General features: G+C 62.0%; 24 protein-coding genes. 16 read left to right on the forward strand and 8 right to left on the reverse strand.

Going from position 1 to position 25,527, the window contains the following annotated elements; all coding sequences use genetic code 11:
* The first annotated feature begins 162 nt into the window (after positions 1 to 162).
* The 7 genes from HNQ36_RS03560 to HNQ36_RS03590 all read left to right on the forward strand — a co-directional run bounded on the left by HNQ36_RS03560 (position 163) and on the right by HNQ36_RS03590 (position 7,671).
* On the forward strand, positions 163 to 963 hold the full coding sequence (locus tag HNQ36_RS03560) for a FadR/GntR family transcriptional regulator (protein ID WP_046829327.1): 801 nt from the start codon (positions 163 to 165) through the stop codon (positions 961 to 963).
* Between the two features lie 285 nt (positions 964 to 1,248).
* The gene (locus tag HNQ36_RS03565; RefSeq protein WP_184082544.1) at positions 1,249 to 2,550 is read left to right on the forward strand and encodes an ABC transporter substrate-binding protein; all 1,302 of its coding nucleotides are present in this window, start codon (positions 1,249 to 1,251) and stop codon (positions 2,548 to 2,550) included.
* 213 nt (positions 2,551 to 2,763) lie between these two features.
* Positions 2,764 to 3,660: a branched-chain amino acid ABC transporter permease gene (locus HNQ36_RS03570; RefSeq protein ID WP_046829325.1), complete on the forward strand. Its 897-nt coding sequence runs from the start codon at positions 2,764 to 2,766 to the stop codon at positions 3,658 to 3,660.
* Positions 3,660 to 4,646, forward strand: coding sequence for a branched-chain amino acid ABC transporter permease (locus HNQ36_RS03575; protein ID WP_184082545.1), 987 nt, complete (start codon positions 3,660 to 3,662; stop codon positions 4,644 to 4,646). The genes HNQ36_RS03570 and HNQ36_RS03575 overlap by 1 nt, the downstream gene beginning before the upstream one ends.
* Positions 4,643 to 5,392: an ABC transporter ATP-binding protein gene (locus HNQ36_RS03580; protein ID WP_184082546.1), complete on the forward strand. Its 750-nt coding sequence runs from the start codon at positions 4,643 to 4,645 to the stop codon at positions 5,390 to 5,392. The genes HNQ36_RS03575 and HNQ36_RS03580 overlap by 4 nt, the downstream gene beginning before the upstream one ends.
* The gene (locus HNQ36_RS03585) at positions 5,389 to 6,051 is read left to right on the forward strand and encodes an ATP-binding cassette domain-containing protein (RefSeq protein ID WP_184082547.1); all 663 of its coding nucleotides are present in this window, start codon (positions 5,389 to 5,391) and stop codon (positions 6,049 to 6,051) included. The genes HNQ36_RS03580 and HNQ36_RS03585 overlap by 4 nt, the downstream gene beginning before the upstream one ends.
* Positions 6,052 to 6,078: 27 nt before the next feature.
* On the forward strand, positions 6,079 to 7,671 hold the full coding sequence (locus tag HNQ36_RS03590) for a class I adenylate-forming enzyme family protein (protein ID WP_184082548.1): 1,593 nt from the start codon (positions 6,079 to 6,081) through the stop codon (positions 7,669 to 7,671).
* 49 nt (positions 7,672 to 7,720) lie between these two features.
* On the opposite strand, the gene HNQ36_RS03595 is transcribed toward HNQ36_RS03590, so the two are convergent.
* From HNQ36_RS03595 to HNQ36_RS03605, 3 genes are all read right to left on the reverse strand, one after another.
* Positions 7,721 to 8,494 (reverse strand): ferredoxin--NADP reductase, encoded by a 774-nt coding sequence (locus tag HNQ36_RS03595; RefSeq protein WP_046829870.1) that lies wholly within the window; start codon positions 8,492 to 8,494, stop codon positions 7,721 to 7,723.
* A 343-nt stretch (positions 8,495 to 8,837) separates the two neighbouring features.
* Entirely contained in the window at positions 8,838 to 10,058 is a 1,221-nt protein-coding gene (locus HNQ36_RS03600; protein WP_184082549.1) for an ABC transporter substrate-binding protein, read from the reverse strand.
* 53 nt (positions 10,059 to 10,111) lie between these two features.
* Positions 10,112 to 11,395 (reverse strand): hydroxymethylglutaryl-CoA reductase, degradative, encoded by a 1,284-nt coding sequence (locus HNQ36_RS03605; RefSeq protein WP_184082550.1) that lies wholly within the window; start codon positions 11,393 to 11,395, stop codon positions 10,112 to 10,114.
* Between the two features lie 125 nt (positions 11,396 to 11,520).
* On the opposite strand from HNQ36_RS03605, the gene HNQ36_RS03610 reads away from it, so the two are divergent.
* The 6 genes from HNQ36_RS03610 to HNQ36_RS03635 all read left to right on the forward strand — a co-directional run bounded on the left by HNQ36_RS03610 (position 11,521) and on the right by HNQ36_RS03635 (position 17,722).
* The gene (locus HNQ36_RS03610) at positions 11,521 to 12,927 is read left to right on the forward strand and encodes an aminotransferase-like domain-containing protein (protein ID WP_184082551.1); all 1,407 of its coding nucleotides are present in this window, start codon (positions 11,521 to 11,523) and stop codon (positions 12,925 to 12,927) included.
* Positions 12,928 to 13,165: 238 nt separating this feature from the next.
* The gene (locus HNQ36_RS03615) at positions 13,166 to 14,383 is read left to right on the forward strand and encodes an ABC transporter substrate-binding protein (protein WP_184082552.1); all 1,218 of its coding nucleotides are present in this window, start codon (positions 13,166 to 13,168) and stop codon (positions 14,381 to 14,383) included.
* Positions 14,384 to 14,502: 119 nt separating this feature from the next.
* Entirely contained in the window at positions 14,503 to 15,357 is an 855-nt protein-coding gene (locus tag HNQ36_RS03620) for a branched-chain amino acid ABC transporter permease (RefSeq protein ID WP_184082553.1), read from the forward strand.
* A 1-nt stretch (position 15,358) separates the two neighbouring features.
* On the forward strand, positions 15,359 to 16,288 hold the full coding sequence (locus HNQ36_RS03625) for a branched-chain amino acid ABC transporter permease (RefSeq protein WP_184082554.1): 930 nt from the start codon (positions 15,359 to 15,361) through the stop codon (positions 16,286 to 16,288).
* Positions 16,285 to 17,028, forward strand: coding sequence for an ABC transporter ATP-binding protein (locus HNQ36_RS03630; protein WP_184082555.1), 744 nt, complete (start codon positions 16,285 to 16,287; stop codon positions 17,026 to 17,028). The genes HNQ36_RS03625 and HNQ36_RS03630 overlap by 4 nt, the downstream gene beginning before the upstream one ends.
* Positions 17,015 to 17,722, forward strand: coding sequence for an ABC transporter ATP-binding protein (locus tag HNQ36_RS03635; RefSeq protein WP_046829313.1), 708 nt, complete (start codon positions 17,015 to 17,017; stop codon positions 17,720 to 17,722). The genes HNQ36_RS03630 and HNQ36_RS03635 overlap by 14 nt, the downstream gene beginning before the upstream one ends.
* Positions 17,723 to 17,828: 106 nt before the next feature.
* Here the strand turns inward: HNQ36_RS03635 and HNQ36_RS03640 are convergent, their stop codons facing one another.
* From HNQ36_RS03640 to HNQ36_RS03650, 3 genes are all read right to left on the reverse strand, one after another.
* Complete coding sequence (locus tag HNQ36_RS03640; RefSeq protein ID WP_184082556.1) at positions 17,829 to 18,224, reverse strand: carboxymuconolactone decarboxylase family protein; 396 nt, start codon at positions 18,222 to 18,224, stop codon at positions 17,829 to 17,831.
* 115 nt (positions 18,225 to 18,339) lie between these two features.
* Complete coding sequence (locus HNQ36_RS03645; RefSeq protein ID WP_184082557.1) at positions 18,340 to 19,323, reverse strand: tripartite tricarboxylate transporter substrate-binding protein; 984 nt, start codon at positions 19,321 to 19,323, stop codon at positions 18,340 to 18,342.
* Between the two features lie 73 nt (positions 19,324 to 19,396).
* Positions 19,397 to 20,479, reverse strand: coding sequence for a tartrate dehydrogenase (locus tag HNQ36_RS03650; protein ID WP_184082558.1), 1,083 nt, complete (start codon positions 20,477 to 20,479; stop codon positions 19,397 to 19,399).
* A 194-nt stretch (positions 20,480 to 20,673) separates the two neighbouring features.
* Between HNQ36_RS03650 and HNQ36_RS03655 the strand changes: the two genes are divergently transcribed.
* The 3 genes from HNQ36_RS03655 to HNQ36_RS03665 all read left to right on the forward strand — a co-directional run bounded on the left by HNQ36_RS03655 (position 20,674) and on the right by HNQ36_RS03665 (position 23,653).
* Complete coding sequence (locus HNQ36_RS03655) at positions 20,674 to 21,378, forward strand: GntR family transcriptional regulator (RefSeq protein ID WP_184082559.1); 705 nt, start codon at positions 20,674 to 20,676, stop codon at positions 21,376 to 21,378.
* 108 nt (positions 21,379 to 21,486) lie between these two features.
* Complete coding sequence (locus HNQ36_RS03660; protein ID WP_184082560.1) at positions 21,487 to 22,725, forward strand: MFS transporter; 1,239 nt, start codon at positions 21,487 to 21,489, stop codon at positions 22,723 to 22,725.
* Between the two features lie 73 nt (positions 22,726 to 22,798).
* Complete coding sequence (locus tag HNQ36_RS03665) at positions 22,799 to 23,653, forward strand: alpha/beta hydrolase (RefSeq protein WP_184082561.1); 855 nt, start codon at positions 22,799 to 22,801, stop codon at positions 23,651 to 23,653.
* Between the two features lie 277 nt (positions 23,654 to 23,930).
* On the opposite strand, the gene HNQ36_RS03670 is transcribed toward HNQ36_RS03665, so the two are convergent.
* On the reverse strand, positions 23,931 to 24,224 hold the full coding sequence (locus tag HNQ36_RS03670; protein ID WP_184082562.1) for a DUF718 domain-containing protein: 294 nt from the start codon (positions 24,222 to 24,224) through the stop codon (positions 23,931 to 23,933).
* A gap of 112 nt (positions 24,225 to 24,336) precedes the next feature.
* On the reverse strand, positions 24,337 to 25,503 hold the full coding sequence (locus tag HNQ36_RS03675; RefSeq protein ID WP_184082563.1) for a M20 aminoacylase family protein: 1,167 nt from the start codon (positions 25,501 to 25,503) through the stop codon (positions 24,337 to 24,339).
* Positions 25,504 to 25,527 lie beyond the last annotated feature (24 nt).

A 25,527-nucleotide genomic window follows, 5' to 3' on the forward strand; every position in this document is an offset into this window, starting at 1 on the left:
GCGAATGCGGCGGCGCACACGCTGCCGATTGCGATTCCAGGCTATTTGCGCTATTTCACGCATCAGAACTGGTCAGCCCCCTGCATCGCAGCAACTAATATCCATCCGATGCCAAACATCGGATGATTGTCGCGGTGAATGCCCGCGTGCTAGCCTTGGCAAATGAAGTCGCCCGCAAAACCCCGTCCAAAACCAGTCAGCAAGCTCATCAAGCCGGGCCGCATTCAGGCCGTGCTGCGCACGCTCGGCAGCGAGATCGCGCAGGATCTGATTCCGGTTGGCGCGACGCTGCCGCCGGAGCACGACCTCGAGAGCCGTTTTGGCGTCGGCCGCGGCGTGGTGCGCGAAGCGATCAAGACGCTCGCCGCCAAGGGGCTGGTCAGCGTGCGGCCCCGCCACGGCACCCATGTGCGGCCACGCGGCGACTGGAGCCTGCTCGACCGTGACGTGTTGAGCTGGCTGATCAGCAAGGAAGAGCCGAACCGCGATCTGCTGCTTGCGCTCCAGGAAGTCCGCCTGATCATCGAGCCCGCGGCCGCCGCCCTCGCCGCCGAACGTGCGACGGCGAAAGATCGCAAGCGCATCATGACGGCGCTCGCCGCGATGGAGGCCTCGCACGACGTGCCGACCGCCATCATCGCCGACAAGGCATTCCACCTGGCTATCATCGACGCCACGCACAATCCGGTGCTGCAAGGTTTCCGCGGCGCCATCGACACCATTCTCAGCGCGGTCTTCATGGTCGCCACCGGCAGTCCGGGCTGGTTTCACGAAAACCTGCCGAACCACGCCATCGCGGCCCGCGCCATCGGCGAGGGCAACGCTGAGAAGGCACGCGCGGCGATGCAGCAAGTGCTCGGTTACACCCAGTTCAAGCTGTCGAAGAAGAAGTACGGGCGAGCCAGAACGTCATCCGGCAAGCAGGCGGTCAACGGCAAGCTCAGGAAGAAGCGCGTCGCGTGACACAACAATCCGTCACGGCAACCGGTTCGCCACACGAACGCGCGATACGCGCACCTGCCTGACTGGAATGTGTCAGTCCTGATTGGCGTTACTGCAAATACCTTGTGCAAATTCTGCAAGACCGCTTCAACTCGTTAGAAGTGCAAGCTTTCGTCGCACCGTCCGGCGAACCGGATCATAGACGTGCGCCAAAAGCCCGCTTAAGCTGTCATTGAACCACTGACGCCCGGCAAACGGGCGCGGACACAAAGAGCCGGCGCGACCGGACAATTCGGGAGGAACAATATGAAGCGCTTCACGCGAACCCTTGGAATGCTGACGGCCTGCTCGGCCGCATTTCTGGCGCTCACTGGCCCGTCATCGGCACAGGAAAACTTCAAGGTCGGCATCGTCACCTTCCTGTCGGGTCCGGCAGCAGAAAGTTTTGGCGTTCCCGCTGGCAAGGCTGCGGAATTCGTCATCGGCGAATTGAACAAGGGCGCCGGTCCCGCGCCCTATAATAAGGTCGGCTTCGGCGGCATGAAGATCGAGCCGATCATCATCGACGAGAACGGCGGCGCGACCAAGCAGGTGCAGGAACTGCGCAACCTCTATCAGCGCGACAATGTCGATGCCGTCATCGGCTATATCGGGTCTGGCGACTGCCTCGCGGTCGCTCCCATCGCGGAAGAGCTGAAGAAGCCGCTGTTCCTGTTCGACTGCGGAACGCCGCGCATCTTCGAAGAAGCCAAATACAACTACGTCTTCCGCACGGCCGCCCACGCCACCCAGGATAACGTCGGGCTCATCCGTTACATGAAGATGAAGAACATCAAGATGGATACGTTCTCGGCCATCAACCAGGATTACGCCTGGGGCCAGGACAGCCGGGCCGACTTCGTCGCGGCCGCGGCTCAGCTTTATCCCAATGCGAAGCTCGGCGCTGACCTGCTGCCGAAGTTCGGCGCTGGCCAGTACGGCACCGAAGTCTCCGCGCTGGTGTCGGCCGGATCTGATGTCGTCTATTCGAGCCTCTGGGGCGGCGATCTGCAGGCCTTCGTTCTGCAATCGGTGCCACGCGGCCTCGCCAAGCGGAGCCAGCTCGTGCTCAGCGCCGCCGACCACGTGCTGCCGCCGCTCGGCGACAAGATGCCCGACGGCGTCATCATCGGCGCACGCGGCTCCTATGGTCTGATGTCGCCGAAGACCCCGCTCAACGAGTGGTTCTTCAACGGCTACGAAAAGGCCCACGGTGCCTATCCCGTGCAGGCCGCCTATCGCGTCACGCAGTCGATCCTCGGCGTGAAGAACGCGGTGGAGAAAGCAATGGCCAAGAACGGCGGCAAAAAGCCGAGCGCCGATGAACTGGTCGCTGCGATGACCGGCTCCGAGTGGCAGAGCCCGGGCGGACTGATTCAGATGAAGAACGGCGACGGTCATCAGGCCATCCAGCCGATCTCGTTCAGCCGCACCAAGTACAATGCAGAAAAGAAGCGCGTGGACCTGGTCGACATCGTCAACTTCGAAGCCGAATGCGTTAACCCGCCTCCGGGCGTGAAGGCGATCGACTGGATCAAGGGCGGAATGAAGAACGACAAGTGCAAGTAAGTCTTGCAGGCTGACTGACACTTTGTCTTCTCGTCATACACAACGGGTCGTCCCGGCGAAGGCCGGGACCCATACTCCCTGTCATCGAAGTTTTTTCGATGTGCGTGCGACGGACTTTCAATGGATAATCCAGGGGTGATGGATCCCGGCTTTCGCCGGGATGACCCGTGGATAACGCAATGACAACAACCTCATGATCGCTTGCACGGACACATGAACACTTTTCTCACGGTCATCCTCGACGGCCTGATCCAGGCATCGTGGCTTTTCGTCGTGGCGCTGGGGTTAACCCTCGTCTTCGGCGTGCTCAAGATTCTCAATATCGCCCACGGCGGCTTCTACGCGCTGGGCGCCTATCTCGCCGCGACCGCCGTCACCATGGCTACCGCGCATAAGGTTCCTCCGGGCCTTGGCTTTATCCTGATGCTGGTGTCGGTGGCCCTGATCGCCGCAGCAATCGGCCTGCTGATGGAGCGCGGACTCATCAAGCTGTTCTATGGCCGCGATGAGGTCGTGCTGCTCCTCGTGACCTATGCCGTATTTCTGATCTTCGAAGACGCCACCAAGCTGATCTGGGGCGTCAATCCGATCTATGCCAACCAGCCTTATGAACTGTTCGGCAATGCCGAATTCGCCGGGCTGTTCTACGTCGGCTACGATCTGATGCTGATCCCGCTGTCGGCGGCCATCGGCTTCGCGGTGTGGTTCGGTCTCAATCGCACCACCACCGGCAAGATCGTCACGGCGGTCATCCACAATGCCGAAATGAGCGCCAGCATGGGCGTGAAGATCAATCGCGTCTACGCGCTGGCCTTTGCCTTCGGTGTCATGCTCGCCGCACTGGCCGGCGGCCTGACCGCGCCAAAGATTTCGGTGCAGCCGGGATTGAGCTCCGAAATCATCATTCTCAGCTTCGCCATTGTCGTGATCGGCGGCCTCGGCAGCGTCGAGGGTGCAGCCGTAGGCGCCATCCTTGTCGGCCTTGCGCGTGCCGCGTCGGTCCATCTGCTGCCACAGGCCGAACTGTTCATGATCTATCTCATTATGGCCGCCGTGCTGATGTTCAGACCCGAGGGCCTGTTCCGCCGTGAAACCGCGAGGCGGATCTGATGAAATACGCCACAAATCCTTTCGTTCTTCTCGGCCTCGTCGTGCTCGCTGTGCTGTTCGGCCGCGTGATTCCGGCGTGGACGCTGTCGCTCGCCACCGTCGCCGCATCGAAGGCTCTTGTCGCGCTCGGCATCGTCGTGCTGGCGCGCACCGGCAACGTCTCGTTCGGGCAAGGCCTGTTCTATGCGGGCGGCGGCTATGGCGTTGCTCTTATCGCCCATAGCTGGGGCCTGACGGATGCCGTCGCGCAGGTTCTGATCGGCGCGGTGTTCGGCGGTCTGCTCGGCCTGATCATCGGCCCGCTCATTGCCCGTTACACCGGCATCTTCTTCGGCATGCTGACGCTGGCGCTGTCGATGGTGCTCTACGGCGCGCTGGTCAAGACCACCGTGCTCGGCGGCTCGGACGGCTTCAACGTCGGCCGCCCCACCCTGTTCGGCGCGGTGTTCAACGATCCGCGCGAGGCAGACTTCATGCTCTACGCGGTATCGGTCGTCGCCACCGGCCTCGCGGGTATCTTCGCAACGATCCTGTTCCGCTCGCAGTTCGGGCTGACAAGCCTGGCGGTGCGCGAGAACAACCTTCGTGTCGAATATCTCGGCACCTCCGCGAACCGCATCGTCACCATCAACTTCATCATCGCGGCAACATTCGCCGGCGCCAGCGGCGCGCTTGCCCTGATGGCCCAGCGGCATATCGATCCGGAATTCGCTTACTGGACCACATCCGGCGAATTCGTCTTCATCGCGGTGCTCGCGGGCACACAGAGCGTCGCCGCGGTGTTCATTTCAGCCCTTGTGCTCGAACTGGTGCGCTCGTTCTCCAACCTCTATCTGCCGAATACCTGGCAACTCGTGCTGGGCTTCTTCCTGCTGGCCGTCATCCTGTTCCTTCCGCGCGGCATCGGATCGCTCTGGAACCGGAAGAAACGCACCACGGAAGCGCCTCCCGAACCGGCAACCGCCGGGACAGGAGCGACATCATGAAGCCCGTCCTTTCCGTCCGCGGACTGCAGAAGCGTTTCGGCGCGGTGGTCGCCGCCGACAACATCAGCATCGAGATTCCGCCGGGACAGAAGCTCTGCCTGATCGGCGCGAACGGCGCGGGCAAAACGACGTTCGTGAACATGGTGACGGGCTACATGAAGCCCGACAGCGGCGAGATCGAACTCGATGGCTCGCCGATCGGACGGCGTTCTCCGCGCGATGTCGCCAAACTGGGAATATCGCGCTCGTTCCAGATCCCGCAGCTCTTCATCGAACTGACCGCCGCGGAAAATCTCACCGTTGCCGTCTCCAGCGCGGAAGGCGGAAAGCTCTCGGTGACCGCTCCTGCGGACAGCGGCGACCGCCGCGACAAGGCCGTCGCACTGCTCGACCGTTTCGGCCTGGCTGGCCACGCGGACCGTCCGGTGGCCGAACTGGCCGGCGGCGTCCGCAAGCTGGTCGATATCGCCATGGCTTTGGCGCGGCGTCCAAAATTGCTGCTGCTGGATGAACCGACCTCTGGCGTCTCTGCGGAGGAGAAATTCGCGACAATGGACCGCGTCATTCACGCCGTGTCGGAAGAAGCCGCCACCATCGTCTTCGTCGAGCACGACATGGATATCGTCAGCAAGTATGCCGACCGCGTGGTCGCCTTCTACAACGGCCGCATCCTGGCCGACGGCGAGCCGTCAACCGTGCTGAAAGACAACGAAGTGCGCCGCTATGTGACAGGAGGCGCACGATGACCGCCGCCCGCCCGCTGCTCGATATCGACAATCTCGCGGTCGAGATCCAGTCAATGCCCGCGCTGCGCGGCTTCACCATGCACCTCTCTGAGGGCGCCATGGTCAGTCTCGTCGGCCGCAACGGCGCCGGCAAGACCACACTGATGCGCTCGATCATGGGGCATCTCGCACCCAAGCACGGCACGATCCGTTTCGGTGGCGAGGATCTGGCCGCCCTGCCGCGTCATGCCCGCGCCGGTCTCGGCATCGGCTACATGCCGGAAGATCGCGGACTGGTGCCGCAACTGACGGTAGAAGAAAACATCCTGCTGCCGCTGTGGGTCGCGAAGGATGTCGATCGCAAGGCGCGGCTGGACTTCGTCTACGAGGTGATCAGCGAACTGGCCACCATGCGCGACCGCAAGGCGCTGCTGCTCTCCGGCGGACAACAGAAGCTGGTTGCGCTCGGCCGCGCGCTCGGCATCGGAACAAAATGCCTGCTGCTCGATGAGCCATTCGAGGGGATCGCACCTGCCCTGTCCGAACGCATCTCCGATGTGCTTGCCTCGCTCAAGGGCAAAGGTTTAACTGTCTTGATGTCTCAATCCGATTTGAATCATTCGCATACTTTGTTCGATGCTGAATTCGTGATCGAGCGCGGAGCCAACCTTACAGCCTGACATTGCAGGTCAGGACAGGACACGACGATGGACTGGTCGCAATATCCGATTCCAGCAATGCGGCTGGAAACCCGTTTCGGCGATCGCGTCGTGCCTGCCTTCGAGAACCGGCCGGCGAATATCTGGGCGATGGTCGCCGATGCGGCCGCACGACATCCCGACAGCGACGCCCTGATCTGCGGCGTTGAGCGGATGACATGGCGCGAGGTCGCGCAGAAATCCATGCAGATCGCGGCGGGCTTCAAGGAAATCGGTCTGAAGCCCGGCGACCGGATCGCGCTGCTGCTCGGCAACCGCAACGAATTCGTGCTGGCGCTGTTTGGCGCAGCCCATCTCGGCCTCGTGAGCGTAATGCTGAGCACGCGCCAGCAAAAGCCCGAGATCGCCTACGTCCTGACCGACTGCGGCGCGAAGCTTCTCATTTATGAAGACGCCATGGCAGACCGCCTGCCCGATCAACTCGAACTTCCGGAGTTGCTTCACCGCGTGTCGATCAGCCCCACCGAGGGCGCACTGGCGTTTCAGGATCTTGTCGCAACCGACGCCTCGCAATCACCGGCAGCAGTGGACGAGCAGGATACCGCGATGATCCTGTACACGTCGGGGACGACGGGGAGACCCAAAGGCGCGATGCTGGCGCATTGCAATCTGATCCATTCGGCGATGGTGTATGAAGCCTGCCTCGAACTGACCCACAAGGACCGCTCGATCGCCGCCGTTCCGCTCGCGCATGTCACCGGCATCGCGGCCAATATCATGAGCATGGCGCGTTGCGCCGGTGCGCTCATCATCGTGCCGGAGTTCAAAGCCGCGGAGTACCTGAATATCGCTTCGCGCGAACGCGCCACACAGACGGTGATGGTGCCGGCGATGTATAATCTGTGCCTGCTGCAGGCCGATTTCGACTCTTATGACCTGTCGGCCTGGCGAGTCGGTGGCTATGGTGGCGCGCCGATGCCGGTCGCAACCATCCAGAAACTCGCGGAGAAACTTCCCGGGTTGAAGCTGGTCAATGCCTACGGATCGACCGAAACATCATCCCCTTCAACCGTCATGCCGCCGGAATTCACCGCGAGCCACGGCGACAGCGTCGGCCTGCCCTGCCCCGGTGCACATATCATGGTGATGAGCGCCGACGGACGCGAACTACCGCGCGGCGAAGTCGGCGAACTCTGGATCCACGGCGGATCGGTCATCAAGGGCTACTGGAACAATCCGCGCGCGACGGCGGAGAGCTTTACCGCCGGTTACTGGCATTCCGGCGACCTCGGCTCGATCGACGAGCAGAACTTCGTGCGCGTGTTCGACCGGCAGAAGGACATGATCAACCGCGGCGGTCTCAAGATCTATTCGGCGGAAGTCGAGTCGGTGCTCGCCGGTCATCCCGCAGTGATCGAAAGCGCCATCGTCGCGCGCCCCTGCCCGGTGCTGGGCGAGCGCGTTCATGCCGTTGTGGTGGTCCGCTCGGAGATCGATTCGCCGACGCTGCGTTCATGGTGCGCCGAACGCATGTCGGATTACAAAGTCCCTGAGACCATCTCGATCGGTACCGAGCCGCTGCCGCGCAATGCCAACGGCAAGGTCATGAAGAAGAACCTGCGCGACAGCCTGACGGGCTAAGCGTCCCTGCGGGCAGCAGGACGCCGGGAACGATTCGCAGCGAGCGCGCTCAGCGCTCGGCGAACGCCTTCTCGACCACGAAATCGGCTGGCTCGCCGTGATTGCCTTCAACGAAGCCGCGATCCATCAAGAGCTTCTTGGTGTCCAGCAGCAGCGCCGGGCTTCCGCACATCATGACGCGATCTTTGGCCGAATCGAGGTCAGGCAGCGAAATGTCGGAGAACAGCTTGCCCGAGGTGATCAGGTCGGTGATGCGGCCGCGATTGCGGAACGGATCGCGCGTAACGGTCGGATAATAGATGAGCTGCGCGCGCACCATGTCGCCGATCATCTCGTCCTGCGGCAGCTTCTCGGTGATCAGTTCACCGTAGGCCAATTCCCTGACGTGACGGCAGCCGTGCAGCAGCACGACCTTCTCGAAACGCTCGTAGGTCTCGGGGTCCTTGATGACGCTCAGGAACGGCGCGAGGCCGGTGCCGGTGCCGATCAGATAGAGATTGCGGCCGTCGGTGAGGTTGTCGATCACCAGCGTCCCGGTCGCCTTGCGGCTGACGATGATCTCATCGCCTTCCTTGAGGTGCTGAAGGCGCGAGGTCAGCGGGCCGTCGGCGACCTTGATCGAAAAGAATTCGAGGTTCTCTTCATAGTTCGCGCTCGCGACGCTGTAGGCACGCAGCAGCGGCTTCTCGTTCACCTTCAATCCGATCATGGTGAACTCGCCATTGCGAAACCGGAACGAGGAATCGCGCGTGGTCGTGAAGCTGAAAAGATTATCGGTCCAGTGATGGACGCTGAGAACCGTTTCCTGATTGAAATTGCTCATAACCGGACCCATGCTCTTGCAATCGGTGAGCGCACAATCGCCGGACTTGCGGGCGATCACGCCTCACGCAGAACTTCTCGCCAATGAATTTTGCTGGATGGCCTGCCTTGCAGGCGAAGACGGCGGCAGCATTCACGACGCCGGTGAAATAGCCGAATTTCCGTTTCTGGTCAATTACATACCGCGCCTGCGTCATGCCCCAAGGGCAGACCCGCGTTGCATTCTAAGATCATGATCCGGAGGAGAAATTTCCTCCCGCACAGAGCCTGCCGGGAGGAAATTACACTCAATCTAAACGCCCGGATAACTGCGGCTGAGCAGCGCTCAGCCGCGGCAACCGGTCTTACTTCTTCACCATCGCGCAGTTGCCCTCGCTCATCGGCCGGAAAGCTTCCGCCGCGGGGATCGTCTCAACCAGCTTGTAGAAATCCCAGGGGGCCTTGGATTCGGCCGGTGTCTTCACCTGGAACAGATACATGTTGTGGATGTGCCGGCCGTCTTCACGGATCGTGCCCTCGCCGAACAGCGGGTCTTTCGACGGCATCGCCTTCATCTTGGCGACAACCGCCTGCCCGTCCGTCGTGTTCGCAGCGGCCGCTGCGCGCAGATAATGCAGCGTGCCGGCATAGACGCCCGCCTGAATGGCGGTCGGACGCCGTCCACCGCCAACAATCGCGGTGAAGCGATCAGCGAACTTGCGCGTGCCTTCGTTGGTATCCCAATAGAAGCCCTCAGTCAGATAGAGACCCTTCGCGCCCTGCAGCCCTATGGCGTTGACGTCCGTGACCTGCATCAGAAGCGCCGCAAGCTCCTGCCCGCCGGCCTGAATGCCGAACTCGGACGCCTGCTTCACGGAGTTGACTGTGTCGCCGACCGCATTGGCAAGCGCAACAATCTTGGCCTTGCTGGCCTGTGCCTGCAGCAGGAACGACGAGAAGTCCGATGCGCCGGGCGGATGCCGCACGCTGCCCAGCAGCTTTCCGTTTTGCGCCTTCACGACATCGGACGCATCCTTTTCGAGCGAATGGCCGAAGGCATAGTCCGCGGTAACGAAGAACCACGAGTCCTTCTTCGCCTTCAGCAACGCCAGCGCCGTTCCATGCGCCAGCGCCCAGGTGTCGTAGGTCCAGTGCACGGTGTTCGGCGAGCACTTCTCGCCGGTCAGCAGCGATGAGCCGGGGCCAGATGCAATGAACGCGGTCTTCGAGCCGCGAGTGGCTTCCTGCACCGCCAGCGCCACCGACGAGAACGGCACGTCGAGAATGGCGTCGATCTTGTCGACGTCCATCCAGCGCCGCGCCAGCGCGCCGCCGATGTCCGCCTTGTTCTGGTGATCCGCCTGAACGAGTTCAACCTTGATGTCCGGCTTCTCGGCCTTGAAGTCCTCGACCGCGAGACGCGCCGCGGCAACCGAACCTGCGCCGGTGGAATCGGTCGCGATGCCGGTGAGATCGGTCAACACGCCAAGCTTGACGGTGTTGTTGGCGATCTGTGCGCTTGCCGGAGCCATGAGCGCCAGCAGCATCGCTGCGCCCGCCAGAAAATCCGATTTCGATTTTAGCATTATATCCTCCCGGTTGAATTTCTTATGTGGTTGTCCGGTCTCGCCGGAATTGCTTAGCGTCGAATCGTTTCCAAAATCTCCTGCGCGACGTCGATACGCACCGTTGCGCGCTCGACCAACACTTTCGCAACAGCCTCGACCTCATCGCCGACAGCGCCGGCCATGATCGCGATGTTCTGTGCATGAAGCGCCATGTGACCGGACTGGATGCCCACCGTGGCGAGCGCCTTCAGCGCCGAGAAATTCTGCGCAAGCCCCACCGCCGCGATGATGCGCGCCAGCCGCTCTGCCGTGGTCACGCCGAGAATCTTCAGGCACGCCTGCGCAGTTGGATGAATCTTGGTCGCGCCGCCGATCAGGCCAACCGCCAGCGGCAGTTCGATGGAGCCAGAGAGATCGCCGTCCTTGTTGACCTCGTAGCGCGTCAGGCTCGTGTAGCGCCCGCCGCGCGCGGCATAGGCATGCGCGCCTGCTTCCACCGCGCGGGTGTCATTGCCGGTCGCGAGGATCACCGCGCTGATGCCGTTCATGATGCCTTTGTTGTGCGTGGCCGCGCGATACGGATCGGCTTCGGCGAACTGATACGCGCTGATGATGCCGTCGCGCACGCTTTCCCCGCCGATGTCGGCGAGCTTCCACACCGCGTGCGCCCGCGCTAGCCGCCGGTCCGCCAAATTGGAGAGGATGCGCAGGAACACGCGCCCGCCGCTCCATGTGGCGATATGCGGCGCGATTTTCTCCGCCATGGTGTTGACGGCATTGGCGCCCATCGCATCGCGCGTATCGACGATCAGATGCGTGATGACCATCGGCCCGCCCAGCGTATCGAGAATCCGCACCTCGACATCGCGGAAGCCGCCGCCAAGTTTCACCAGCAGCGGATCGCAGGCGTCGCAGATCGCCTTGATCTCGTCACGCTTTTCCAGAAGCCGCAGCCGCGCAGCATATGGGTCGGACACATCGACGGCCTGGACCTGCGCGATCATCAGCGTGCCGGATACAGAGGTCGTAAAGCCCGCGTCATAGGTCTGGCGCGCGGCGTTGCAGACCGCGGCGACGACGGAGGATTCCTCGGTCGCCATCGGGATCAGCACGTCTTCGCCATCGACCTTGACGTTGGTCGCGATGCCGATCGGCACATTCATCGTGGCGACGACATTTTCGATCATCTTGTCCGCAAGCTGCGGAGACAGATTGCCCATGTCGGCAAGATGAGCTGTGGTCGCAGGATCGAGCCCCGCGAACGAAGCCACGAGATCAAGCCGTTCCTGCGGCGACTTGCGGTGAAATCCGGCGATCCGCGAACTGCGGTTCGCGCCATGCTTGGCGAAAGTCATTCTTTAGCGTCTCCCAGACCGAAGTCCTCTTGAGGGGATTCTCGGCCGCGGAAACTGTATGGTGACGGGGGTACGCCACAAGGAACACTTTGCACAATTTCAGGAAGGTCCGTACCATTCGCAACATGGGTACAGTTCATCATCTCGGCCGCGGAACAACGCGATCGCGCGTCGAGACCATCGTTGATGCGATCATTGCGCGGATCGAGCGCGGCGCGATCCGGCCCGGCGAACGCCTGCCGTCGATCCGCGACGCGTCGAAACTGTTCGGTGCATCAAAGAATACCATCGTCGATGCCTATGACCGGCTGGTCGCATCGGGGCAGATCGAGAGCAAACCCGGCTCCGGCTTTTACGTATCGATGCATCGTCCCAAGCGCGCGGAGACAACCGAACCCGCCAAGGTCGAGGCCGTCGACAGCGTCTGGCTGCTGCGCGAGCAACTCGAAAAGCGTTACGAGGTTCGTGTCGGGGATGGACGGCCGCCGGCGGCGTGGATGGAAGGCTCGGAGGTCGGACCATACCTGCGACCGGTCAGCCGGCCTGGGAAGCGTAATCTGCCCGAGAGCTATGGCAGTCCCTACGGCCTGTTGCCGCTGCGCCAACGCATCGCGGGCTTGCTGGCCGAGCGATCGATCGGCGCGGAGCCGACGCAGGTTCTTTTGACTCAAGGCGCGAACGACGCGCTCGACATGATCGTGCGTCAGTTTGTCGAGCCGGGCGACCCCGTTCTCGTTGACAGCCCCGGCTATTATCCGCTGTTCGGCAAGCTGCGGCTGGCCAAGGCGCGGCTGATCGGCGTGCGGCGAACCGCCGACGGGCCCGACCCGGACGATCTCGCGGCCAAGGCGGCCAGCTCCGGCGCGCGGATGTTCTTCACGCAATCGCTGGCGCACAATCCGACCGGCTGCTCGATCACGCTCCCGGTCGCCTACCGCCTGCTGCGCACCGCGACGGAGTACAATTTGCGCATCGTCGATTCGGATCCGTTCGCCGACGTGCTGTCGAACACCAGTCCTCGCCTCGCCGCGCTCGACCAGCTCGACCGCGTGATCTATGTCGGCACTTTCGCCAAGACTCTCTCCGCCAGTCTGAGGTCGGGATACATCGCGGCCAACGCCGACACCGTCGCGCGGCTGGCCGATCTCAAGATGATCACGCGCGCCAACAGTTCGGTTTATATCGAGCAGATCATCTACGACCTGATGACCAGCGGGCGCTATCGCGGCCATCTCAAGCGGCTGACCGGCCGCATCGAAGCGGCCACGCGCCAGGCCAACGACACATTGTCACGCCTTGGCCTGCCGGTATTCGGCCAGCCGCGCGGCGGATTTTATATGTGGTGCGAACTGCCCGGACATATCGATGACACGCAACTGTCGCGCGTCGCCGCCGAGCGCAGCATCCTGCTCGCGCCGGGTTCAGCGTTCAATCCGGACGCGATGCCTGCTCGCCCCGCGATGCGCGTTAATATCGCGCATGTCGGCGATCCGCGGTTCGCAAGTTTCATGGCCGAACATCAAGCACCATAAAGCATCCAGTGCGGTGCGCCGTTGTACGCACAGCGGCCAACGGTAAAGACGCTCCATTTTTTTGGCGTCGCAACATTAACACGCACCAATTTTGTTCCGGCCCGCTCGAATTCTGTTTCAAACAACCGCTCGCTGCAATCATCCGATCTTTGCTTGACTTGAACTTCTCCGGCCAGCAGTCTGTCGGCTCAAATAAAAAGCACCGAACACGAATTCGGATGCATCAGGGAGAAACGTCATGAAGTCATTTCTCAGCCTTCTCGCAACAGCGAGCATCGTCAGCGCTGGCACCCTACTCGGCCCCGTTCCAGCTTCCGCCCAGCAACCCATCAAGATCGGCGTTCCAACCTCGGTCCAGCTTCAGGTCGGACGCGACACGCAGAACGCCATTAAGATGGCTATCGAGGACATCAACAGCAAAGGCGGCCTCGTCGGCCGCAAACTTGAAATGGTTGTCGCGGATGAAACCGAGAACCCCGAACAGGGCATCGCGGCGATCAAGAAGCTCACAGCCGACGACAAGGTCGATGTGCTGATCGGCGGTTACACCAGCGGCGTGACGCTGGCCCAGTTGCCCCACATTGCCAACGCGAAGACGATCTACCTTGGAGTTGGCGCGGCATCTCCCGCGATCACCGCGAAGGTGAAAGCCGACTACGAGAACTACAAGTATATCTTCCGGGTTTCTCCGATCCACGCCGGCCATCAGGCCCGCGCGCTGGTCGATTTCATCGGCGGCAAGCTCAAGGGCGAGATGGGACTGAAGAAGATTGCCATCGTCGGAGAGAACGCCAAGTGGGTGCAGGATCTGGTGCCGATCCTGAAGAAGGGCGCGGTCGAGGGCGGCACCGAGGTGCCGATGGCCGAATTCTTCGACACCTCGACGTCGGACTTCTCGCCATTGTTCGCCAAGGTCAAGGCCAGCGGCGCACAGTATCTGATCGTCATCCTGTCGCATGCGTCGTCGGACATTTTCGTCAAGCAGTGGCATGACGCGCAGGTGCCGATTCCGATCGGCGGCATCGACGTCAAGAGCCAGGACGCCGACTTCTTCACCCGCGTGAGCGGCAAGGCGCTGTCCGAAACCGTCGGCCTGTTCGCGACCCGCGCCCCGCTGACGCCCAAGACGATTCCGTTCTGGGACGAGTTCGTGAAGCGCTATGGCACGGCGCCTGTCTACACCGGCGTCGGCGCCTACGACGCAATCTACGTCTACGCAGAAGCCGTGAAGCGCGCCAACTCGGTCGAGCCGAACGCTGTGATCAAGGAACTCGAGAAGACGGACTATGTCGGCATCGCCGGCAAGATCGTGTTCGACGAAGTCCACGATGTGAAGACGGGACCCGGCCTGCAGAACCTGCTGTTCGCGCAATGGCAGAAGGACGGCGCACGCGTCGTCGTGTGGCCGAAGGCTGCCGAAACCGGAAAGATGATCCCGCCGCCCTGGATGAACTGAACAGATTCACGTCGTGAGAACGGCGGCCGGTCACAACCGGCCGCCGTTCCTGAAGGCTCGCCTTCCTCTTACGCCCCGTGATCCGGTTCTGACATTCATATCCTCAGCAGCAGGCGGTTATGCTCGAAATCCTGATCTATGGCGCTGTGTCCAGCGCGATCTACGCGATGCTCGCGGTGGGCTTCACGCTCATCTTCGGCGTCGCCCGCATCCTCAATCTCGCCCACGGCGCATTTTATGCACTCGGCGCGTATGCGGCTTATGTTTTCACATCCCTGCTGAACCTGCCGCTGTTCATCGCGGCACCGCTGGCCGTTCTTCTGGTCGCGGGATTTGGCGTGCTGATGGAGCGGTTTCTGGTCCGGCCGTTGCGGGCGTCGCAACTTGCCGTGCTGATGATCACGCTCGCCGTATCGCTGGCGGTCGAGCAGGCGCTGTTCATTACCTTCGGCTCCGAATATCGCAACGTCCCCTCCTTCGTCGCCGACAAGATCTCCATCGGCGGTGTCGATATCGGCGGGCAGAGATTGCTCGCCCTCGTTGCGGGCATTCTGGTGCTGCTGACACTGTGGCTCTTCATTCAGCGCACACGCCTCGGCGCGGCCATTCTCGCGGTGTCGCAGGACCCCGAAGCCGCGCAGTACATGGGCATTCCCACCAACCGCATTTTCTCCATCGTGATGGCGATTTCGGCGGGCACCGCGGCGCTGGCCGGCGTATTGGTCTCGCCGTTTCTCACCGTGCAGCCGACCATGGGCCTGCTGCCGATGGTGAAGGCGTTCGCCATCGTCATCGTCGGCGGACTCGGATCGATCCCCGGCAGCATCATCGCCTCGCTGATCCTCGGCTATTCCGAAACCATCGTGGCCTATCTGGTCTCGACATCGTGGACTGAACTCGTGTCCCTCGTCGCGGTCGTCGTCACCCTCATGATCAGACCGTCCGGGATTCTCGGCCGGCGGGCGGCGTTCTGACATGCGGCAGATTTCATTGATCGATGTCGCAGGCGGTATCGCTGTGGTGGCCGTGCTCGCACTCGCCCCCATGCTCGTGGCCAGCAACTATCTCACCGGCGTGCTGACCGTCTGCGTGATCTACGGCATATGGGCCTCGAGCTGGGACTTCATGTCCGGCCTGACCGGCCGCGAGAATTTCGGCCACTCGCTGTTCATCGGCGCGGGCGCCTACACCTCGGGCTTCATGGCGACGATCTGGTTCACCAATCCATGGTACAGCCTGCCGGCGGCAGTCGTCATCGCGGTCATCTTCAGCCTGATCGTCGGCTTCCCGACATTGCGCCTGCGCGGTCCCTACTTCGCGCTGGCCATGCTGTCGGCCTCCGCGATCCTGCAACGCCTCTGCCTGATCTTCTGGGAACAGACCGGCGGCGAGGAAGGCCTCTACGGCCTCGACCCGCTGATCCGAAATCCCCTGCACTACTACTGGTTCGTGCTGGCGGTCCTTGTCGTCACGGTCATCGTGCTGGTGCTGCTGGCGCAATCGCACTGGGGCCTGTTGCTGCGCGCCATTCGCGGCGACGAGGCGACCTGTCAGGCCGCCGGAATCAACGTGACGTTCTACAAGATCGCCTCACTTGCGATCAGCGCGGCCTTCGCCGGGCTCGGCGGCGCGCTCTATGCGCACTACCAGCTTCAGGTCAGTCCGCCGCTGTTCTCCGTCGTGGTCTCGATCACGATCATCATCATGGTCTATGTCGGCGGCATCGGTTCGATTTACGGTGCTGCGATCGCCGCGATCCTGCTCACGCTGCTCACCGAAATGCTGCGCGGCTTCGGCGAATACCGGCTCTGGATCTACACCCTCACCCTGATGCTGATCCTGTTCTTCCTGCCGAATGGCCTCATCGCGCCGCTCTGGCGCAGAATGACGGAGCGCTTCCGATGACCGCGCTTCTCGAAGTCAACGACGTTACCAAACGCTTCGGCGGCCTCACCGCCGTGAAGAACGCAACCTTCACACTGCAGAAAGGCGAGTTCACCGGAATCCTCGGTCCCAACGGCGCGGGCAAGACCACGCTGTTCAATATGCTCACCGGCTTTATGGCACCAACATCCGGAGCTGTCACATTTAACGGTGAAGCGCTGCAAGGACTCGCACCCTACAAGATCGTCAACCGCGGCATGGCGCGGACCTTCCAGCTCTGCCGTCCTTTTGTGGGCATGAACCTGCTGGAGAATGTTCTCGTCGCCTGCATGTCGCCACGCGCCCATGTCGACAAGGACAAGGAAGAACGCGCGCGCCACCTCCTCGAACAGGTGGGCCTCGGCGGACGCGGGCTGGAGCCAGTCGAAACGTTGCCTTACGGCGACCTGCGACGGCTCGAAATTGCGCGCGCGCTGGCGACCCGGCCCGATCTCTTGTTGCTCGATGAACCCTTCGCCGGATTGGGCAGCAGCGAGATCGAACCGCTGGCGCAACTGATCAAACGCCTGCATCGCGAGGAAAACCTGACCATCCTTCTGATCGAACACAAGCTGCGCGAGTTCATGGCGCTGGTCTCCCGGGTGATCGTGATGAATTTCGGCGAGATCATCGCCGTCGGACCGCCCGAGGAAATCGTGAAAAATCCGAAAGTGATCGAAGCCTATATCGGAAAGACGGAGGAAGCTCATGCCTCTGCTTGAAGTCTCCGATCTGCGCGTCAGCTACGGCAAGGCGCTTGCCATCGAATCCGTTTCGATCAAGGTCGACAAGGGTGAGTTGATCGGCGTGCTCGGCCCCAACGGCGCGGGCAAGACCACGCTGCTGAAAGCGATCTCGCGCTCCATTCCCTCGCAGGGAACGCTGACGTTCAAGGGCCAGTCCCTCGACGGCGTCGCGCCCTACGACGTGGTGGCGCGCGGCATCTGCCACTGTCCCGAGGGCCGCAAGCTGTTCTCGGAACTATCCGTGCTGAAGAACCTGCAGCTCGGCGCCTACCTCCGCAAGAACAACGCCGAGATCAACGCCGATCTCGAACGCGTGTTCACGCTGTTTCCGGTGCTGCGCGAGCGGCAGTGGCAGCAATCGAGCACACTATCCGGCGGCGAACAGCAGATGGTGGCGATCGGCCGCGCACTGATGGGGCGGCCGGAATTGCTGCTGCTCGATGAGCCGTCGGTCGGCATCGCGCCGCGGCTGAAGGGCCTGATCTTCGATGCGATCCAGCAGATCCGGAAGGACGGCACCGCCATCCTGATCGTCGAACAGGACGCGACCTCGACCTTGCGGATTACCGACCGCGTCTACGTGCTGGAACATGGCCGCACCATTCGTGAGGGTACGGCGAAAGATCTCGCGGGCGACGAATACATCCGGCAGGTTTATCTCGGGGTGTGACGGATTTGCCGCCCAGTCGTCATTGCGAGGAGCGTAGCGACGAAGCAATCCAGTCTTTCTTACTTAGGAACTGGATTGCTTCGCTTCGCTCGCAATGACGCGGTGATTACTTCTTCTCCAGCGCGCCTTCGGCCTTGAGCACTTCGTGCGCGGCCTTGAAGGCCTCCAGGCCTGCGGGAATGCCGCTATACACGGTGGCGTGCAGCAGAACTTCCTTGATCTCCTCGACGGTCACGCCGTTGGTCAGCGCGCCTTTGACATGGAGCTTGATCTCGTTGGGCGCTTTCAGCGCGGTCAGCATCGCGAGGTTGAGCATGCTGCGGGTCTTGCGGTCCAGCCCCGGCCGCGTCCAGGCATAGCCCCAGCACCATTCGGTGGTGATGTTCTGGAACGCCATCATGAAATCATCGGCCTTGGCGATGCTGCCATCGACGTAATCCTTACCCAGAACGTCACGCCGGACGGCCAGACCCTTCTTGAATTGTTCGCTTTCACCGCTCATGACGCTCTCCAGAACTTCGATTGATGATGGGATAATCTAACAGCCTTAGCGGCTGGGCACTGATCCGACAATCGCCGGTTCTGCCGCGCCGCCATGACGCATTCGATGGTGACCGCTAATTCGCCTTCGCTCCCGATGCCTGAATGACCGGCGACCATTTCGCGACTTCGGCCTTGAGATGAGCGGATAACGCCTGCGGGGTCGCCTGTTCCGGCTTTACCGGTTCGACACCGAGCGCGGCCATGCGTTCGACAACTTTTGGATCTTTCAGCGCGGTTTGCAAAGCATCGTTCAGTTTCTTCTGGACGTCAGCCGGTAACCCTTTCGGCGCCCACATTGCGTGCCATGCGGCGACCTCGAAGCCCTTGAGGCCGACTTCGTCGAGGGTCGGCAGATCCGGCAGAACCTTCAGCCGCTCTTTGGTCGTCGCGGCATAACCCTTGATCTTGGCGTCCTTGATCTGCGCGGTGGTGGTCGTGGTCTGGTCGCACATCATGTCGAACTGGCCGCCGAGCAGATCAGACATCGCCGGTCCCGTCCCGCGATAGGACAACGCGGTCATCTGGGTGTTGACCGCGCTCATGAACATAATCGCGCACAGGTGCGATGCAGAACCGATGCCCGCGTGGGCATAGGTCACAGCGGTTTTCTTCTGCTTGACCCAGTCGATCAGGTCCTTGGCCGTCTTCGGCTCCAGACCGGCCTTGCCAACAATCGTCATCGGCACATCCGCGATGCGGCCGATGGAATCGAAGTCGTCGATCACATTGTAGCGGAGGTTGTCGTAGAGCGACGGCGCAGTCGCCTGCGCGATGTGCCAGACCGTGACCATGTATCCATCGGCAGGAGATTTGACGACGCGGGTCATGCCGATGGTGCCGCCGGCCCCGCCGACATTCTCGACGACGATCTGCTGACCCAGCGTTCGGCCCATCGACTCCGCGATCAGGCGAGAGACCGCGTCCGTCGGCCCTCCCGCCGCAGCCGGAACGATCAAGGTAATCGGACGCGACGGAAAGTCCTGTCCCGCAGCCGGTCCGATTCCCGAAATCGACAGCGTGGCAATTGCAACTGCAAATCCTGCGAAGAATCCTCGCATCGTGTCCTCCCTGTGTTTTTGTTTCCTCGCGTTATTTTCTTCTTGGTTTTGGTTGCTTCGCCCGGGTCCGGGTCTAGTTCTCTTGATTGTCTCCGGCCAATGCGTCGCAGACGGCCTTGGTGACATCGGCAGTTCTTGCTTTTCCGCCGAGGTCCGGCGTGTGCAGTGACTTGTCGGCCGTGACTTTTTCGATGGCCCACATCAAGCGCGCCGCTGCGGATGGCTCGCCGAGATGCTCCAGCATCATGACGCTGGACCAGAACGTCCCGATCGGATTTGCAATCCCCTTGCCGGTGATATCGAAGGCCGAGCCATGGATCGGCTCGAACATCGATGGAAACTGGCGTTCGGGGTTGAGATTGGCGGTCGGCGCGATGCCGAGCGAGCCTGCCAACGCCGCCGCCAGATCGGATAGAATATCGGCGTGCAGATTGGTCGCGACGATGGTGTCCAGGGTTTCGGGCTTCAGCGTCATCCGCATGGTCATGGCATCGACCAGCATCTTGTCCCACGTGACGTCGGGAAATTCGCTGGCGACCTCGGCCGCGATTTCATCCCACATCACCATCGCGTGGCGCTGGGCATTGGACTTGGTCACCACGGTTAAGAATTTGCGCGGCCGCGAGCGCGCCAGTGCGAATGCGAAACGCATGATCCGCGCGACGCCAGCCCGCGTGAACATCGACACGTCGGTGGCGACTTCCTCGGGCAAGCCGCGATGCACGCGCCCGCCGACGCCGGCATACTCGCCTTCGGAATTCTCGCGCACGATCACCCAATCGAGTTCAGGACCGGAAACGTTGCGCAACGGGCTGACGATCCCCGGCAGGATGCGCGTCGGTCGAACGTTGGCGTACTGATCGAACGGCTGGCAGATCGCGAGCCGCAGACCCCACAACGTGACGTGATCTGGCACATCGGGCGCGCCTGCGGAGCCGAACAGGATCGCATCGTGGGACTTGATCAGGTCGCGTCCGTTCTCCGGCATGAACGCGCCGGTTGTCTTGTAGCGCTCCGATCCCCAGTCGAAGTGATCGAACGCGAAGGTGAATCCGCCGTCGCGCTTCGCGCATGCGGTTAATGCTTCGACGCCCGCGGAGATGACCTCGGAGCCGATACCGTCTCCGGGAATGGCAGCAATTCGATAGGTTTTCACATGACATCCGCTTGTTTGGCCGAACCCGACACGAACGCGAACTGCCGTGCCTGAATGGACCGGCAAGCCCCGGCCTTCCGTCACCGGCAGCACGCTAGGGATGCCATCTTCCATGGAAGGTGGTATGGATGTCAAGACACCTCGCGCAGGACACAGGCTAGCCTCTATAAGGGTGCGGCAGTCAGGAACCGGACATGAGTCGCCTCAAAACGCCCATCGCAGAGCCGCTTGCCAAAGCACCCTCACTAGTCGCCGACGCCTATCAGGCGTTGAAGGACGCCATCCGCGACAACGCCTTCGCACCCGGCTACCAGGGCTCGGAGCAGGAAATCGCGCTTCGGCTCGGCATGAGCCGAACCCCGGTCCATGAAGCCCTGATCCGGCTTCAGGAAGAAGGTCTCGTGCGGGTTCTGCCCAAGCGCGGCGTCACCGTTCTGGCGCTGTCGCCGGACGACATGCGCGAGGTCTATGACGTGATCATCGCCCTCGAAGGCATGGCTGCCGAATTGATCGCCAGTATGAGCCCGAAAGACCGCCGTCCCATCGTTGCGGCCTTGGAGGGCATCAACGCCGAGATGAAAATCGCCCTGCAGCGCGATGAACTCGACGTCTGGGCGCGCGCGGATGACCGCTTTCATCGCACCCTGATCGATGGCAGCGGGAACATGCGCCTCGCACGTCTTGCCAATACCATCATGGATCAATCGCACCGCGCACGCATGATGACGCTCCGCCTTCGGGCCAAGCCGACGAAATCGCTCAAGGAGCATCAGGCGATCATCGCCGCCATCAAGAGCGGCGACTCAATGCTGTCCTGCAGCGAGGCCCAAAGTCACAGGCGGCGCGCGCGCAGCGAACTCCTGCCGCTGCTGGACCAGTTCGGGATGAAGCATCTCTGACGCGCCGCCCGCGATTGCATAGGCGTATTCGCAAACTGCACCTGCTCCTGACCGGCGAATTGCGGTTCATAGACATATGAGTCGCGATTTGTCCCCCGGGCGTGCCCGATGACCCCCATCACCCCGGACATGAAACCGGGCATGAAGCCGGTCCACATCGCGCTCAACGTGCTGGCGCTGTGCTTCATGTTGTCCGTGCTCGGGCGCGGACTTGGCGAAACCTTCACCGTTTTCCTGTTGCCGATCTCGCAGACCTTCGGCTGGGACCGGGCGGAAATCATCTCGATCTACTCTCTGGCAGCGCTGGCCGGCGGCCTGTCGGCCCCCATCATCGGCCGGCTGTTCGACCGGTCCGGCCCCCGCGCCGTCTATTCACTGGGGCTGCTGTTGCTCGGCTGCGCGTTCCTCGCCGCCGCCCATGCGCAGCAGCTCTGGCAACTCCAGCTCAGCCTCGGCCTGTGCGCCGGTTTCGGTGTTGCCTGTATCGGCAACGTCCCGAATTCGATCCTGCTCGGACGATGGTTCGGCCCGAAACTGCCGACCGCAATGGCCGTGGTCTACTCCGCGATGGGCGCGGGCGTGCTGATCCTGTTGCCGCTGTCGCAGGTTCTGATCGACCGCCTGGGCTGGCGCGGCGCGTATCAGATCTTCGGCGGAACGGCGCTGATCCTGCTTGTGCCGCTGCTGTTCTTGCCATGGAAACTGTTCGCGTCGGGCTCGGCCACGCTCGCCAAAAGCGCCGCCGCCGAAGCCATCGACGAAGGCTGGACGTTGCTCAGCGCCATGCGCCATCACGCATTCTGGGCGCTGTTCTGGACATTCTTCTTCACCGCGGTTGGCATGTTCGCACTCTCCGCACAGATCGTCGCCTATCTGGTCGATGCCGGGTTTCCGCCGCTGCAGGCAGCGACGGCATGGGGATTCAGCGGCGTGGTGCTGCTGTTCGGCATGCTCGGCGTCACCTGGCTCGACGGCGTGATCGGACGCCGCCGCTCGGTGCTGTTCAGCTACGCGCTGTCGATTATCGGGATCGGCCTGCTCTGGCTGCTGAAATCGTATCCCAATGTCTGGCTGCTGACCGCGTTCGTCGTGACATTCGGCAGCATGATCGGCTCGCGCGGCCCGCTGATCACCGCAACCGCGATGAAAATCTTTCGCGGCGAACGAGTCGGCACCATCTACGGGACGATCACCATCGGCAGCGGCCTTGGCTCGGCGTTCGGTTCGTGGGCCGGCGGTCTGATCCACGACATGACGGGAGGCTACGACGCGCTGCTGCTGTTTGCCCTCATCAGCGTGATCCTCGGCATGATCCCGTTTCTCGTGGTCCCCGCCCTGCGGCAGTGACCGCGAACATCCCGGTTGCGCCGGTGTCCCGGAGTTGCGATCATCATGAAACGATGAAACCGGAGATGTTGTCATGAGCGCGCCTGTCGATGCACCGGATTGGCGCAGACTGACTCAGGACCAACTCGATCTCGGTTTCAACAACACGATCCATGTGCCCGAGACGCCAACAATCGTTGCCGAGTGGGACAGGCTGTCCGCCGAAATGCGCGCACGGTATCCGCAGTCGCTCGATCTTCGTTATGGTCCGCGCGAGCGCAACCGGATCGATTTCCTGAAAGCCAACAACGGCGGTCCCACGCTGGTCTTTATTCACGGCGGCTACTGGCAGACCCGCGCGAAGGAAACCTTCGCGTTCTGCGCCCGCGGGCCGATGGCCCACGGCATCAACGTCGCCCTGATCGGCTACACACTCGCGCCCGATGCCACGCTCGACCAGATCGTGGACGAAGTCCGCACCGGCATCGATACCCTTGTCAACGAACTGCCCGCGCTCGGCAGCAGCGCAGACAATATGGTCGTGTCTGGCTGGTCGGCAGGCGGGCATCTGTCGTCCATGACGCTTGGGCATCCGCACATCAAGGCCGGGCTTCTCATCAGCGGGATCTACGATCTCGAACCGATCCGCCACAGCTATCTGAACGCCAAGCTCGGACTGGACGAAGCCATGAGCCGCCGCAACTCTCCAGTGCTGCAACCGGGCCGCATCGACAAGCCTCTCGTCGTTGTCGCCGGAAGTGGAGAACTGCCGCTGCTGCGCAAGCAATCCGCCGACTTCGCCGCGCACCGCGCAATTCACGGACTGCCGATCGTCTACGAGGAAATCCCGGGCGCGAACCATTTCACCATGATGGATGAATTGGCGTCGCCCTCCGGCCGCCTGACAACGCTGGTCCGTCAGCTTTTCGAGCAAACTTCCAGCAGCTAGTGTGGTGGTTCGCAAGTCCGCATCATTTCCACAGCGCCGTCATTTGCGGACTTGCGAACCAAAACCACACTAGAATCATAGTTTCTAGTGTCCTTTTGAATCCGAAGTTCGCTACGGAAGATGCCGCAAAATGAAGCGAACTTCGGATTCGGGACACTAGGGCGCACACTCATAGGCCGAGCTCGGTTGGCGCGGCGAGATCGATGTCTGCATTGAGCCCGCGTTCGCCGATTCGTGCCGCAACCTGATCTCGCAGCATCGTCCGGATATTGAGGATTCAGAGGTCGAGCACAACGGTCCCCGAAACGGCATCTGTCATGCCGCGTCCGTCACCCTGATCCTCGAGAAGGGACCTGAAGCTGTCGAGTGTCTCGATCATTGCGGGTCGCGCAGCAACCAGCGCTTCCTGACTGGACCAAGCGCCGATGAGGCAAAACGTTTGCTCGCCGGTCTGTATGATAAAGCCACGCTCGAGGCCCGGCCATTTGGCCTTGCCGTTCCGGTGCGCATCGAGGAAGGCCGCCTCTTCGCCGGACTTCACCCTGAACTTGACTACATTGTAGACCTGCATGATGCGCTCCAATGTGTTGAAGGGGATGACATTTCCCTTGCTTCATCGTCATTCGAGGCGCCCAAGCGCGCGCCTCTGGATGACAGTCCCGGGCAGAATCCGAATTCGCTCTTCACGCGACCATCGGCAACCGCTTCTCGATAATGCGCGAGAACAGGCTGGCTCCGACCGGCAAAATCTTGTCGTCGAGGATGAAGCCGGGATTGTGCAGCGGCACGCTTCCCTCGTGACCCAGCCAGAAATAGGCGCCCGGCACCGCAAGCAGCATGTCGGCGAAATCCTCGCTGCCCATTTTCGGGGTCGGCGTCGTCAGCACATTCTCGCCGCCGACAACCTCGCGGGCCACGTCCGCCACGAAATGCGACTGCTCCTCGTGATTGACCAGCACCGAGAAGATGTCGCGGATATCCACCTTGATCTCGACCTGAAACGCCGCCGCCATGCCGGCTGCGATGGTGCGCATCCGATCGCGGATCTTTTCCCGGACCTTCTCGGAAAAGGTCCGCACGGTGCCGGCCAGCGTCGCCTCGCCCGGAATGACGTTGTAGGCCGAACCCGCATGGATCTGCGTGATCGACAGCACCGCGGATTTCAGCGGATCGACATTGCGGCTGACGATGGTTTGCAGCGCCTGCCCCAGCGTCATCGCGATCACCACCGGATCGCGTGACATTTCCGGCATCGCGCCATGGCTGCCATAGCCGGTGATGGTGATGTCGAAGAAATCCGCGCAGGCCATGCTCGGCCCGGGAAAGATCGCAACCTGACCCGGATTAAGCTGCGGAGCGTTGTGCAGTCCGTAAACTTCGTCCACCGGAAATTTCTCGAACAGCCCGTCCTTGATCATCGCGCGCGCGCCACCGAGCCCTTCTTCGGCAGGCTGAAAGATGAAAGCCACCGTGCCGTCGAAATTGCGCGTTTGCGCGAGATAGCGCGCCGTTCCCAAAAGAATGGTGGTGTGGCCGTCATGACCGCAGCCGTGAAAGCGATCAGGAACCGTCGAGCGCCAGCTCAGATTGGTCTTTTCCTCCATCGGCAGCGCGTCCATGTCGGCGCGCAGGCCGATCCGCCTGTTGCCGCCACCCTTGCCTTTCAGCAGGCCGACCACGCCGGTGCCGCCGATGCCACGATGCACCTCGATGCCCCACCCCGCGAGCTTCTCGGCGACGATGCCGGATGTACGATGTTCCTCGAAGCCGATTTCCGGATGTGCATGAAGATCGCGGCGGATGGCGGTGAGGTCGTCGGCGAAGCTGTCGATCAGTTCAATATTGGGCATGCGGCGTCATCCGTTTTTTTTTGA

This window comes from Afipia massiliensis (genome assembly GCF_014203115.1).
Taxonomy (GTDB): Bacteria; Pseudomonadota; Alphaproteobacteria; order Rhizobiales; family Xanthobacteraceae; genus Afipia; species Afipia massiliensis.

Coding starts and splice junctions, on each gene's coding strand:
- HNQ36_RS03560 (WP_046829327.1), top strand. CDS start 163: ATGAAGTCGCCCGCAAAACCCCGTCCAAAACCAGTCAGCAAGCTCATC.
- HNQ36_RS03565 (WP_184082544.1), top strand. CDS start 1,249: ATGAAGCGCTTCACGCGAACCCTTGGAATGCTGACGGCCTGCTCGGCC.
- HNQ36_RS03570 (WP_046829325.1), top strand. CDS start 2,764: ATGAACACTTTTCTCACGGTCATCCTCGACGGCCTGATCCAGGCATCG.
- HNQ36_RS03575 (WP_184082545.1), top strand. CDS start 3,660: ATGAAATACGCCACAAATCCTTTCGTTCTTCTCGGCCTCGTCGTGCTC.
- HNQ36_RS03580 (WP_184082546.1), top strand. CDS start 4,643: ATGAAGCCCGTCCTTTCCGTCCGCGGACTGCAGAAGCGTTTCGGCGCG.
- HNQ36_RS03585 (WP_184082547.1), top strand. CDS start 5,389: ATGACCGCCGCCCGCCCGCTGCTCGATATCGACAATCTCGCGGTCGAG.
- HNQ36_RS03590 (WP_184082548.1), top strand. CDS start 6,079: ATGGACTGGTCGCAATATCCGATTCCAGCAATGCGGCTGGAAACCCGT.
- HNQ36_RS03595 (WP_046829870.1), bottom strand. CDS start 8,494: ATGAGCAATTTCAATCAGGAAACGGTTCTCAGCGTCCATCACTGGACC.
- HNQ36_RS03600 (WP_184082549.1), bottom strand. CDS start 10,058: ATGCTAAAATCGAAATCGGATTTTCTGGCGGGCGCAGCGATGCTGCTG.
- HNQ36_RS03605 (WP_184082550.1), bottom strand. CDS start 11,395: ATGACTTTCGCCAAGCATGGCGCGAACCGCAGTTCGCGGATCGCCGGA.
- HNQ36_RS03610 (WP_184082551.1), top strand. CDS start 11,521: ATGGGTACAGTTCATCATCTCGGCCGCGGAACAACGCGATCGCGCGTC.
- HNQ36_RS03615 (WP_184082552.1), top strand. CDS start 13,166: ATGAAGTCATTTCTCAGCCTTCTCGCAACAGCGAGCATCGTCAGCGCT.
- HNQ36_RS03620 (WP_184082553.1), top strand. CDS start 14,503: ATGCTCGAAATCCTGATCTATGGCGCTGTGTCCAGCGCGATCTACGCG.
- HNQ36_RS03625 (WP_184082554.1), top strand. CDS start 15,359: ATGCGGCAGATTTCATTGATCGATGTCGCAGGCGGTATCGCTGTGGTG.
- HNQ36_RS03630 (WP_184082555.1), top strand. CDS start 16,285: ATGACCGCGCTTCTCGAAGTCAACGACGTTACCAAACGCTTCGGCGGC.
- HNQ36_RS03635 (WP_046829313.1), top strand. CDS start 17,015: ATGCCTCTGCTTGAAGTCTCCGATCTGCGCGTCAGCTACGGCAAGGCG.
- HNQ36_RS03640 (WP_184082556.1), bottom strand. CDS start 18,224: ATGAGCGGTGAAAGCGAACAATTCAAGAAGGGTCTGGCCGTCCGGCGT.
- HNQ36_RS03645 (WP_184082557.1), bottom strand. CDS start 19,323: ATGCGAGGATTCTTCGCAGGATTTGCAGTTGCAATTGCCACGCTGTCG.
- HNQ36_RS03655 (WP_184082559.1), top strand. CDS start 20,674: ATGAGTCGCCTCAAAACGCCCATCGCAGAGCCGCTTGCCAAAGCACCC.
- HNQ36_RS03660 (WP_184082560.1), top strand. CDS start 21,487: ATGACCCCCATCACCCCGGACATGAAACCGGGCATGAAGCCGGTCCAC.
- HNQ36_RS03665 (WP_184082561.1), top strand. CDS start 22,799: ATGAGCGCGCCTGTCGATGCACCGGATTGGCGCAGACTGACTCAGGAC.
- HNQ36_RS03670 (WP_184082562.1), bottom strand. CDS start 24,224: ATGCAGGTCTACAATGTAGTCAAGTTCAGGGTGAAGTCCGGCGAAGAG.
- HNQ36_RS03675 (WP_184082563.1), bottom strand. CDS start 25,503: ATGCCCAATATTGAACTGATCGACAGCTTCGCCGACGACCTCACCGCC.